This is a genomic window from Lachnoclostridium sp. (assembly GCF_031997925.1).
GTDB lineage: Bacteria > Bacillota > Clostridia > Lachnospirales > Lachnospiraceae > Lachnoclostridium.
This window is the reverse complement of the sequence record NZ_DAMADT010000035.1, coordinates 37,825-50,016: the sequence shown is the minus strand read 5'-3', so window position 1 is coordinate 50,016 and position 12,192 is coordinate 37,825. Positions and strand designations below refer to the sequence as shown.

At 36.6% G+C, this 12,192-nt stretch carries 9 protein-coding genes; all 9 read right to left on the bottom strand.

Annotated features, from left to right (window positions below):
• Positions 1-1,177 (bottom strand): threonine ammonia-lyase (gene ilvA, locus RTP52_RS17455; RefSeq protein ID WP_334308331.1); only part of this gene is annotated, 1,177 nt, incomplete at its 3' end.
• A gap of 177 nt (positions 1,178-1,354) precedes the next feature.
• The gene (gene ftsY / locus RTP52_RS17450) at positions 1,355-2,287 is read right to left on the bottom strand and encodes a signal recognition particle-docking protein FtsY (RefSeq protein WP_312105252.1); all 933 of its coding nucleotides are present in this window, start codon (positions 2,285-2,287) and stop codon (positions 1,355-1,357) included.
• Between the two features lie 115 nt (positions 2,288-2,402).
• A complete protein-coding gene (gene smc, locus RTP52_RS17445; protein WP_312372699.1) occupies positions 2,403-5,960 on the bottom strand; it encodes a chromosome segregation protein SMC in 3,558 nt (1,185 codons plus the stop codon).
• 120 nt (positions 5,961-6,080) lie between these two features.
• A complete protein-coding gene (gene rnc, locus RTP52_RS17440) occupies positions 6,081-6,785 on the bottom strand; it encodes a ribonuclease III (protein WP_312107511.1) in 705 nt (234 codons plus the stop codon).
• Between the two features lie 142 nt (positions 6,786-6,927).
• Entirely contained in the window at positions 6,928-7,158 is a 231-nt protein-coding gene (gene acpP / locus RTP52_RS17435) for an acyl carrier protein (RefSeq protein WP_012200460.1), read from the bottom strand.
• Between the two features lie 27 nt (positions 7,159-7,185).
• Positions 7,186-8,196 carry a phosphate acyltransferase PlsX gene (gene plsX / locus RTP52_RS17430; protein WP_312372698.1) on the bottom strand — a complete coding sequence of 337 codons (1,011 nt, stop codon included), beginning with the start codon at positions 8,194-8,196 and terminating at the stop codon, positions 7,186-7,188.
• Between the two features lie 316 nt (positions 8,197-8,512).
• Positions 8,513-9,289, bottom strand: coding sequence for a CheR family methyltransferase (locus tag RTP52_RS17425; RefSeq protein WP_312105115.1), 777 nt, complete (start codon positions 9,287-9,289; stop codon positions 8,513-8,515).
• Between the two features lie 171 nt (positions 9,290-9,460).
• The gene (locus RTP52_RS17420) at positions 9,461-11,401 is read right to left on the bottom strand and encodes a bifunctional 4-hydroxy-3-methylbut-2-enyl diphosphate reductase/30S ribosomal protein S1 (protein WP_312105118.1); all 1,941 of its coding nucleotides are present in this window, start codon (positions 11,399-11,401) and stop codon (positions 9,461-9,463) included.
• A 100-nt stretch (positions 11,402-11,501) separates the two neighbouring features.
• Positions 11,502-12,182, bottom strand: a complete 681-nt coding sequence (gene cmk / locus RTP52_RS17415; protein ID WP_312105120.1) for a (d)CMP kinase — start codon at positions 12,180-12,182, stop codon at positions 11,502-11,504.
• Positions 12,183-12,192: the final 10 nt, after the last annotated feature.

The window sequence follows — 12,192 nt, the reverse complement described above, 5'->3', positions numbered from 1 at the left end:
TCTCTAAAGCTTTCACAATGGCATTCTTATGTTCATGTCCAAAAGCTTCTAACGTAATTACTAATTCCACAGCTGTATTACGATTAATACTTACAAATTGGTTATGCTCTAATCGAATTACATTTCCCTGTTCCTTCGCAATCACTGAAGCAACATTTACCAATTCGCCAGGCTTATCCGGTAATAGTACCGACACGGTAAATATTCTTCCTCGCTCAATTAATCCATGCTGCACAATGGAGGACATGGTAATCACGTCCATATTCCCACCACTAAGGATAGAAACCACCTTTTTCCCTGTTACATCTAATTGCTTTAAGGCAGCTACAGTAAGTAAACCAGAATTTTCAACAATCATCTTATGATTCTCAACCATATCAAGAAAACTTACAATTAACTCCTTATCTTCGACCGTAATAATGTCATCCACATTTTTTTGTATGTATGGAAAAATTACATCACCAGGTGTCTTTACAGCCGTACCATCAGCAATTGTATCCACCAAAGGCATGGTAACAACATGAGAAGCCTTTAAAGATTGCTGCATACAATTTGCACCACTTGGCTCTACACCAATCACTTTAATATTTGGATTTAATAGTTTTACTAGAGTAGATACCCCAGCAAGTAAACCACCACCGCCAACCGGACACAAAATAATATCTACAGTTGGAAGTTCCTTGATAATTTCCATTGCAATGCTACCTTGTCCGGTTGCAACTACTTCATCATTGAAGGGATGAATAAATGTAAATCCATGTTCCTTAGCCAATTCAAGTGCATGCTGACATGCTTCATCATATACATTGCCATATAGAATCACTTCTGCACCGTAACTTTTGGTACGATTCACTTTGATTAACGGAGTCGTAGTAGGCATTACAATGACTGCTCTTGCACCATAAATCTTTGCTGCATATGCAACACCTTGCGCATGATTTCCAGCGGATGCAGTAATTAAGCCTTTTTTTCTTTCTTCATCGGATAACGTACTAATCTTGTAATATGCACCTCTTACCTTATAAGCACCGGTAAACTGCATGTTTTCTGGCTTTAAATACACTTTGTTCCCAGTCATTTCTGAAAAATAATCACTGTACACAAGCTTTGTACGGTTGGTTACTTTTATGACCGCATCACTGGCTTCTTCGAATTTTTCCAATGTCATCATTGTCATGTCCTCCTTCTCGGTTAAAAATAATCTATATTATCAGAACATGTTCTTAGTTCTGATAAAAGGTGCGTTCTTTGCACCTTAAATCGATTGTCAGAACATGTTCCTAGTTCTGATAATACGGATACCTAGATGAAACGACAACCCTCTCAGGTTGTCGTCTTGTTCTAACTCATAAACTTATTTATCATCTACCGCGAATAAAGCTTTTACGAAGTCATCCGGACTAAACTTCTGTAAATCATCAATCTGCTCACCTACACCGATATATTTTACCGGTATCTTTAATTCAGATTGAATTGCAATTGCAATACCACCTTTAGCAGTACCATCTAACTTGGTAAGAACAATACCAGTAATGTCTGCAACTTCATTGAATTGCTTTGCCTGAGCCAATGCATTCTGGCCTGTTGTTCCATCTAAAACCACAAGAGTCTCACGAAAAGCGCCTGGATATTCTCGTTCAATTACACGATCAATCTTGCGAAGTTCTTCCATTAAGTTCTTCTTGTTGTGTAAACGACCTGCTGTATCACAGATTAGAATATCTACATTACGAGACTTTGCTGCAGTCACAGCATCATAGATTACTGCGGCTGGATCGGATCCTTCTTTTTGCGCTATGATATCAACATGAGCCCTGTTAGCCCATTCCGTTAATTGCTCTATTGCTGCTGCACGGAATGTATCTGCTGCTGCAACCATAACCTTTTTTCCAGCATCCTTTAATTGACCTGCTAATTTTCCAACACTGGTAGTTTTACCAACACCATTAACACCAATTAACAGTACAACAGATTTGCGATTTTCAAATTCGTAAGAATTCTCTGGTAAGCTCATCTGTTCTCTCATACTTGCCATTAATAGATCACGACATTCGCTTGGTTCTTTTATTTTATTTTCTTTTACCTTATTTTTAAGATTTTCAATAATAGCAGTTGTCGCATTAATCCCTAGATCTGCCATAATTAATGTTTCTTCCAGCTCTTCATAGAAGTCATCATCAATATTTGATGAACCAGTGAAAATTGACTCAATACTAGAAATTACATTATCTCTGGTCTTTGCCAAACCAGAAGCCAAACGGCTGAAAAAACCTTTCTTTTCTCCCAAAACATTCACCTCTAATCAACATTTCTTGATGTAAATTTATCTACTTAAAAGTATTTAACAACAATTACTTTATCATATTTCTTTTTTATAATTCTGTCAACAACAAAGTGGCATGCTAACTGTCTAAATTATCTTCAATAAGACTCACACTTACTAATGTTGAAACACCTTTTTCTTGCATGGTGATACCATATAATACATCAGCCGCTGCCATAGTTCCTCTACGATGTGTAATGATGATAAACTGCGTATCTTTCGTAAGTTTATGAAGATAGTTAGCATATCGTTTAACATTGGAATCATCAAGTGCTGCCTCAATCTCATCGAGCAGACAAAATGGGGACGGTTTTAGGTTCTGAATTGCAAATAAAAGAGAAATCGCGGTGAGTGCCTTTTCTCCACCAGATAGCTGCATCATATTCTGTAACTTCTTTCCTGGAGGTTGTGCAATGATTCGAATTCCAGCTTCTAAAATATCCTCATCCTCCGTAAGTTCCAGTGTACCTTTACCACCACCAAAAAGTTCCTTAAATACAATGTCAAATTGTTCTTTAATATCGGCAAACTTTTCTTCAAACTGTCTTCTCATTTCTTCATCAAGCTCATTGATAATACCCAAAAGACTTTCTTCTGCAGATATTAAATCAGCTTTTTGAGTCGTTAAAAACTCATAACGCTCAGAAAGATTCTTATAATCTTCAATGGCATTGACGTTAACATCACCTAAGGTCTTAATACTATTTTTAAGCTCTGTAATTCCTTTTTTATTTGACACAGGATTGCCTAATTCTTCCTCTTGATACTCTGTGGCTGTGCTAACCGTCAATTCATATTCTTCCCACATATAACTTATTTGAGCATCCAAAACCTCAGATAATTTTTCCTTTTGACTTTGAAGTCGAAACGTTTCTTTATCAAGAAGCGAAAGACGATTCTGAAGTTCTTCTCTAATCTTTAAAAATTCCTTATGATTTTGGCTCATGAGATCCTTTTGCCCACTTGCCAATGTAATCTTTTCTTCCAGTATGTGAAGTCGTTCCAAATCCTCTTGTTTTTTGCTTAAATTAATCGTAATTTGTTCTTCACGCTGATTTTTTTGTTCCGTAGAGTGTTCTGCTTCTCTTCGTAACTCTTGTTCCTCTACTTCTAGTGTCTCTATATCACGACGTACACGACGCATATTTTCCAACACATATTGTATGCTTTGTTCAAGGTTTGAGGATTCTACTAAAATAGAAGAAGCTTCATCCATAGAGCTTTGCTTTGTCACTCTCTCATTCACAAGGTTTTGATTGCACTCTTCGATTCGTTGCTCTTTTTCTTTGCTAATTCTTTCGTTATCAATCAAGGAATCCTTAAGGTTATCCATGTTAACTTTAAGTTCCTGATTTTGTTCTTCCATTAACTTTAGTTCACTCATAAACTCCAGGTAAGTATGGCGCATTCCATCCATCTTTTCCTGTTCTTGACCAAATCTAATTTTCGCTGTATTTGCTTCCACTGACAATTCAGATAACCTCTTTTGGTTAGCCTCAACTGTCTCTCTCATAGAAAGACGTTGCTCTTTGTAGGAAGTAATATCTTCATTCAATTTCGCAACTTCATTACTAAGAGTAAGTACATTTTCCTCTAACTCCTCTATTTCCCTTCGACGGGATAATAAATTACTGGAGTTTTTATATGCACCACCGGAGAGTGATCCTCCTGGATTTAATTGCTCTCCTTCTAGAGTTACCATACGTAGACTATATTTATATTTTTTTGATAACGCTATCGCATGGTCTATGTGGTCTACAACATAAGTTCTTCCAAGCAAATACTTTAATAAATCATCAAATCTACTCTCTGCATTAACCAATGTATTTGCAAGACCAATTACTCCCTGTTCTTTTAACACCTGTTCATTCGATGAACTATTTCCTTGAATACTGGTTAATGGTAAAAAGGTAGCTCGTCCATGCTTTCCCTGTTTTAAGAAATCAATCAACCTTTTTGCCGTATCCTCATTATCTGTTACGATGTTTTGGATATTACCGCCAAGTGCTGTCTCAATTGCAGTTTCGTAATTCTTGTCCACCTTAATAATATCAGCAACGACACCAATGATACCAGGTACTTGGTCTTTTTGTTCCATAATCCGACGAATACTATTACCATATCCATCATATCGTTCTGTTAAATTCTTAAGGGAATCTAGTTTCGCATTCAGGGATAAATACGATTGATTCTTTTGATTCGAAACCGCAACCCCTTGGTCGATTTTCTTTTGAAGTTCTTCGATTTGTTTAACTAAATTTTGATTTTCCGAAGTAACACTGTCTATCTGTTCCATAATATGAGCAGCATTTGATTTTAATTCCTCTATTCGGATGCTTAGAGAAGACTCTTCGCTTTTTATCTTTAGAATCTTTTGATTAATCTCTGCTTTTTTAATTGAGTTTTGCTCATTTATAGTTTCATAACGTTGAAGGTTTGTCTTTATGTTCGAATTTTCATTTAAGATTCGGAAAATCTCATTGTTACAGGATTCAATTTCCTTCGTAAACTCTTGTATACGATCTTCAATCAACAAGATAGCTTCACTACTACGCGATTTCTTTTCCTCTAATCCACGTAATTTTTCATCGATATCCTGTTTTTCTTTTCGATAACCTTCTAATTCAGTAAGCTTATTCCCTGAATTTACTCGGATAGAATCAATTCGGGATTGAAATGAGTTTTCATTTTGTGTTATGGAAGCAACCTGTTCTCTTAAAACCTTAATCTCTCCGTCGGTCTTTTCAATGCTAAGTTGTAACTCACTTTTACAGGATTTTGCAACCTCCAGTTCTTCCCCTAACTGTTCTAAATCTTCTTCCAGCTTTTCATACTCTGTCTTAATGTTCTCAAATTTAGTTTGGGTTTGGCTAAAATCCTCTGTTACAATTTGCGATTTATTATCAACCTCAATCTTTAACTGATTGTTTTTCTCATATTCAATTAAAAACTGATTTACTTCTAATTTTTTCAGCTGTTCTTTTAGGCGTAAGTATTCTTTTGCGACTTCGGATTGCTTCGAAAGTGGTCCAATCTGTCTTTCGATTTCCGAAATAATATCGGTAACACGAGATAAATTTAATCGTTCCGCTTCAAGATCTCGTTCCGCTAACGCCTTTCTTTTTTTAAACTTCACTATACCGGCAGCCTCATCAAAAAGCTCTCTTCTCTCTTCAGGTTTACCACTTAAAATCTTATCGATTTGACCCTGACCAATGATAGAATATCCCTCTTTACCAATACCAGTATCCATAAATAGTTCTTGTACATCACGTAATCTACAGCTCGTACCATTAATCATGTACTCACTTTCTCCAGAACGATAGACACGTCTCGATACAGTTACCTCTTCGTATTCAATCGGTAGTTTATGATCAGAGTTATCTAGAGTAATCGCTACATAAGCAAAACCTAGCGATTTTCTCATCTGAGTACCAGAAAAAATAACATCCTGCATATTGGCACCACGGAGCGATTTTGCACTTTGCTCTCCCAAAACCCAGCGAACCGCATCTGCAACATTACTTTTACCACTACCATTTGGTCCTACAATACCAGTAATTCCATTGTTAAAATGAAATGTTATTTTATTTGCAAACGATTTAAATCCATGAACCTCAATACTTTTTAAATACATTGTTTCCCTCATTTCTGCGATATACCTTGTCTTTTGTATGAAAGACAAGGAGTATGATCAAGTTTGTGGGTGCAACGTAGATACAAACTTGCCAAAGTGAAAGATATATCTATCACTTTCCTATTGTAAATTTCGCAATTGTAGAATAGAGCGATATGCCGCTTCTTGTTCTGCGGCTTTCTTCGTACGTCCGGTTCCGATTTCTAAATTTTCTTCATCCATCTTGGCAACTACCGTAAATTTCTTATTGTGATCCGGTCCGGTCTCCTCAAGTAAATTATAACTTAGATGTTTCTTATATTCACTTTGAACAATTTCTTGTAAGATAGTCTTGCTATCATAAAAGAGTTTCTTATGTTCGATATCAGCTAATATATAATTACTAATAAACTCTTTTGCATTAGCAAAACCACCATCCAAATAGATAGCACCAATAATTGCTTCTAAGGCATCAGAAAGAATAGAATCCCTATCTCTTCCACCTGTAGCGTCTTCCCCTTTTCCAAGAAATACATAATGACCAAGCTTTAGTTCTCTTGCACACAAAGCAAGTGTTTGTTCACATACCATGCTCGCACGTAATTTCGTGAGATCACCTTCTGGCATCTTAGAATGTTTTGCAAATAACCATTCACTTGTTGTTAATTCTAACACAGCATCCCCTAAAAACTCCAGACGTTCGTTATTCGCTAACTTACTGAGCCTCTTCTCATTTGCAAAAGAGCTATGTGTTAACGCTTGTCTTAATAGACCAGGTTGCTCAAACGTATAACCAATCTTTTGCTCAAATTCAGCTAACAGCTTTTTTATTGTTAATTCAGCCATATTTCACCTACCTCATTCTAATGTATCATACTAAACTTCATTTTGTACCTTAGTTTACACCGTAACAAACTTTTTTAGTAGAAAAGTTTTAGATTAAAAAAGGGTGTTGCCATTTGCACCGCTAAGGCAACACCCGATCATATTATTCCAATGCATTCTTGATTTGTTCCACTGCATCCGCAACTGTTACAATATTCTCTGCCTCTTCGTTTGGAATCTCGATATCAAACTCTTCTTCGATTCCCATGATAATCTGGTAGATATCCAAAGAATCTGCTCCTAAGTCATCAATGAATGTTGTCTCCATTGTGATTTCCTCTGTTTCAATGTTTAATACTTCACCGATAATTTTCTGTAACTTTTCAAATTCCATAACGTTCACCTTTCTTACTCGTGATTTCTAATTTTCTTTTTGAATAAACTCTTTAATTTTAGTATTGATATCATTCTCTTTAAATGATATACACTGAATGATAGAATTTTTGATTTCTAATGCATTCGAACTACCGTGGCTCTTCACCACAAGACCATTGAGACCAAGTAACGGTGCTCCACCGTAACTTGACATGTCAAAATCCTTTAAGGTTTTTTTTAGTGCTGGCTTAACTAACGCTGCACCGATTGTACTAATCGTTGTGCTTGTAAGTCCGGCTTTGATTTTTTTCATCAACGCACTCGCCAAACCTTCGTATAGCTTTAATATAACATTACCCACAAAGGCTTCACACACGATAACATCTGCTGCGCCATTTGGAATTTCTCGCGCTTCAATACTTCCGATAAAATTAATTTCATCGCAGTTCTTTAAAAGCGGGAAGGTTTCTTTTACTAAAAGATTACCCTTTTCTTCCTCTGCGCCGATATTAACAATTGCAACCCTTGGATTCTTAATTCCAACCACGTGTTCCATATAGATGGAACCCATCTTCGCGAATTGAACCAAATGAGATGCTCTAGCATCCACATTTGCGCCACAATCCACTAATAGGGAAACCCCATTCATGGTTGGAAGTAAAGGAGCCAATGGCGGGCGTTCAACACCCTTAATCCTTCCGGCAATCAACTGCGCACCTACAAGCACCGCTCCTGTACTTCCAGCGGAAACAAACGCGTCTGCTTCCCCATTCTTTACAAGATTAAGTGCGACAACAATCGAAGAATCTTTTTTTCTACGGATAGCATTTACCGGTGCTTCTTCGTTAGTTATCACCTCACTGGCTGCTACTACCTTAATACGATTCTGATCGTACGTATACTTCTTTAGTTCTTCTTGTACGGCGGTCAATTGACCCACTAAGTGTACTGTGATTTCAGGACATTCATTGACAGCTTCTACGGCGCCTTTGACAATCTCTGAGGGAGCATTGTCACCGCCCATTGCATCTACCGCAACTCTAACTGTACTTTGCATTTCTTTCTTTCCTTTCCTCATCATTACCTATGTATCAATATAACCGATTGCATATAAAAAATCAACCACTATTTTTTATACAAAATATAGATAAACAAAGTGACTTCGCTACCCTGATAATCCTTAAATCTTGCATTAAATCGAAGGAGATTTTTCTAGGCGAATACACTTCGCCTTGCCGAATCCCCTTGGGTGAGTTCTCGTCCCTCGGAAATTATAAAAGCTGTTATTCCGTAACGAATTACCGAATAACAGCTGATGACTTTTTGATGTATTTAAATGCATTTTAAGCTTACATTCAAAGAGCTATTCTAACTTAGCTTTTCGTATAGAAGAAGGATTTTAGAGTGCTATACCCTAAGTTCTGTGGTTGAATGATTTGTTCTGTACTTCCAACAAATAAGATCCCATTCGGTTTTAATGCCTCGTTGAATTTTTGATAAATTACATCCTTTGCTTCTTCTGTAAAATAGATTAAAACATTTCTACAAACAATCAAATCCATTCCACTTGGATACGGATCCTTAAGCAGATTGTGTTGGCGAAACTCAACGCACGCTTTTACACTATCAGCGATCTGATATGTACTGGCATTCACAGCTGTAAAATACTTTGAAATATACTCCTGTGGTAACCCTTTTAGACTTTTAATGTTGTACAGACCCATTCTTGCCTTATCTAGTACCTGCTTATCAATGTCAGTTGCTATTATCTTAATTTTTGATAATGGCATAAACTTTGATAATAACATAACTAGGGAATACGGCTCATCACCGGTGGAACATGCTGCACTCCATATTTTTATATTCGGAGACTTTTGCAAAAGAGAAGGAAGAATTTCCTTCTCCAGCAATTGCCACTGTTCCGGATTGCGGTAGAATTCCGATACATTTATGGTAAGGTATGTGACAAACTCATCAAACATTACCTTATTTTGCTTTAGCACACTGACATACTCTGCATAAGTGGTATACTTATGTTTTGTTATTAAAGAGTCAATCCGTCTCTTCATCTGACGCTCTTTGTATGAATTCAAATCAATCTTGGTTAATTCAAAAACGCTTTTCTTAAAGACTTCATAACTATCCGTCATTTTTCCTCTCATTCTGTCACTTTTTGCGACTTAAATAGGAGGGATTTTGCACGTCAGCACAAATTCCGGATAAAACAAATTTCTTTAGAAATTAGATTCTAAAGAAATTTATTTTTAAAGAAATTAATTTACTTGTTTCCAAAGTTGCTAATTTCTTTCATCCACATCCTATTACTCTTCTGTATTTGTTTCAGCTACTTCTTCTGCAGCTGGTGCTTCTAATGCCTTGATGCTTAAGCTGATTTTCTTATCTTCATTATTAAAATCTACAACCTTAGCTGTAACTTCCTGACCAATCTTTAATGCATCTGCTGGTTTTTCGATGTGTTCCTTGCTAATCTGAGATACATGAAGTAATGCATCAACACCTGGCTCTAATTCAACAAATGCACCAAACTCTGTCATACGAGCAACTTTACCAGTTACTACGTTACCAACAGCGTATTTCTCGTTTGCATTTGCCCATGGATTCTGCTCTGGGAACTTAAGACTTAAAGCAATTTTTTCACCCTGAATATCCTTGATGAATGCCTTTACAGTATCGCCAACCTTAAATACCTTCTTAGGACTTTCAATACGTCCCCAAGACATCTCGGAGATGTGAAGTAAACCATCAGCGCCGCCTAAATCGATGAATGCACCGAAATCTGTAACGTTCTTTACTGTTCCTTCTACTACATCGCCAACTTTAATCTTTGCAAATAAAGCTTTCGATAATTCCTGCTTCTTAGCAACTAATAATTGCTTACGATCACCAATGATTCTTCTTCTCTTAGGATTGAACTCGCTAATTACGAATTCAATTTCCTGATCCTTGAATTTATCAAGATTTTTCTCATAAGTGTCACTTGCTAAAGATGCTGGAATGAAGATTCTTGCTTCATCTACGATTACACTTAAGCCACCATCTAATACAGCAGCTACTTTTGCTTTTAATACTTCTTTGTTGTTGAATGCTTCTTCTAATCTCTTGCTGCCTTTTTCTGCTGCAAGTCTCTTGTAAGTAAGAAGAACCTGACCTTCACCGTCATTTACTTTTAATACTTTAACGGTCATTGTGTCGCCTTCATCTACAACGGTTCTAAGGTCAACGTTTGGTTGATTAGTATACTCATTTCTTGTAAGAATACCATCTGCTTTGTATCCTATATTTAAGACAATTTCGTCTTCTTTTACACGAATAACTGTACCATCGACTACCTCTCCGTTGTGTATTGTTACTAATGACTCCTCCAATAATTGTTCAAAACTCATTTCTGACATTCTAGTATGAACCTCCTTGATTATATTATTTGGGGTGGAAGCCCCTGCAGTAATACCTACGCTACGAAAAGATTTAAGTTGATTTAAATCCAGGTCAATAAGTTTCTGTATATAGTAAGTATTTGCACATTCCTTTTTAGAAATTTCATAAAGCTTTCTCGTATTCGAACTATGCTTTCCTCCGATTACAATCATCGCTTCAGAAGTCTGTGATAGCATCGCTGCTTCTGTCTGACGTTCTTCAGTGGCGTTGCATATCGTATTTAAAACAAGTATATCATAACCCTTTTTTGATATAATTTCAACTAATTCTTGAAAATTCTTGTAATTAAATGTCGTTTGGGCTACAATACATACCTTTTGTTCAGAAGATAACTGAATTTTTTCGGCTTCCTCGGCATTCCCAACTACAATAGCAGAATTTTTGCACCAACCAATAATCCCAGAAACTTCCGGATGTTCTTTGTCTCCTATCACAATCACCTGACGTCCGAGTTCACTCTGCTCTTTCACAATTCGATGAATTTTCAGTACATAAGGGCAAGTTGCATCTACTATCTCAAAACTTTTCCCATCTGTATCCTCTATTTCCTTGATTTGATCTAGTACACTCTTTGGTACACCATGAGATCTTATCACTATTGTTCCCCTGTCAAGTTTTTTCAATTCATCCAAAGAATGAATGACATTAACTCCTTTATCTTCTAAATCCTTAACAACCTCATCATTATGAATAATTGGTCCATAAGTATAGACTTTTTTCCCATTCGATATCTCTTCGTATACCTTATCTACTGCTCTTTTTACACCAAAGCAAAAGCCTGCAGTTTTTGCAAGTGTTATTTTCAAAACTTCTACCTTTGTCTGTCTCTTAGCTAAAAACTCAGTAAGCCAGTGTGAAGTTTTAGAATTTCTTAGGCGGTGTCTTTTGGCGCCTTAGAAATTCTCTTCACACTACCTGAGAAAATAGAAAAAGGATGTGATCGACCACCTCAGTAATTGCCATAGTAGAACTATCCACTAAAATTGCATCCTTCGCTTGACAAAGTGGTGAGATGTCACGATGCATATCCTGATAATCACGATCCATGATACTCTTTTCAATTTCTCCTAATGAAACAGACTCGCCCTTTCTAATTAATTCCTCATATCTACGTTTTGCACGTACTTTCGTACTTGCAGTTAAATAAACTTTTAAATCCGCATTTGGTAATACATGAGTTCCTATATCTCTACCATCCATAACTACATTTTCTGTAGCAGCAAGTCTTTGCTGTAATTCAACTAATTTCTCACGAACTTGCTTTTTTACTGAGCAAGCGGATGCCATAGTTCCTGCCTCTAAAGAACGGATCAATCCATTTACATTTTCTCCATTTAATAAAACCTGCTGTTCTCCCTGCTCAAATACAATAGAGATATCTACTTGTGCGCATGCTCTGATTACAGCATCTTCCTCATCTAAAGAAATATTTTCACGAACGAAATATAGTCCCATAGCACGATACATCGCGCCTGTATCAATATAAATGTACCCTAGCTTCTTTGCAATTTGCCTAGCTATAGTGCTTTTTCCAGCACCAGCAGGTCCATCAATAGCAATGCTTAAAGTTCCTTTACTTATGTCCAACTAACCTTCC

Bases quoted from the DNA above. Each gene is read 5' to 3' on its own strand.
- smc (WP_312372699.1), bottom strand. From the start codon at position 5,960: ATGTATTTAAAAAGTATTGAGGTTCATGGATTTAAATCGTTTGCAAAT.
- plsX (WP_312372698.1), bottom strand. From the start codon at position 8,196: ATGCAAAGTACAGTTAGAGTTGCGGTAGATGCAATGGGCGGTGACAAT.
- rnc (WP_312107511.1), bottom strand. From the start codon at position 6,785: ATGGCTGAATTAACAATAAAAAAGCTGTTAGCTGAATTTGAGCAAAAG.
- acpP (WP_012200460.1), bottom strand. From the start codon at position 7,158: ATGGAATTTGAAAAGTTACAGAAAATTATCGGTGAAGTATTAAACATT.
- RTP52_RS17425 (WP_312105115.1), bottom strand. From the start codon at position 9,289: ATGACGGATAGTTATGAAGTCTTTAAGAAAAGCGTTTTTGAATTAACC.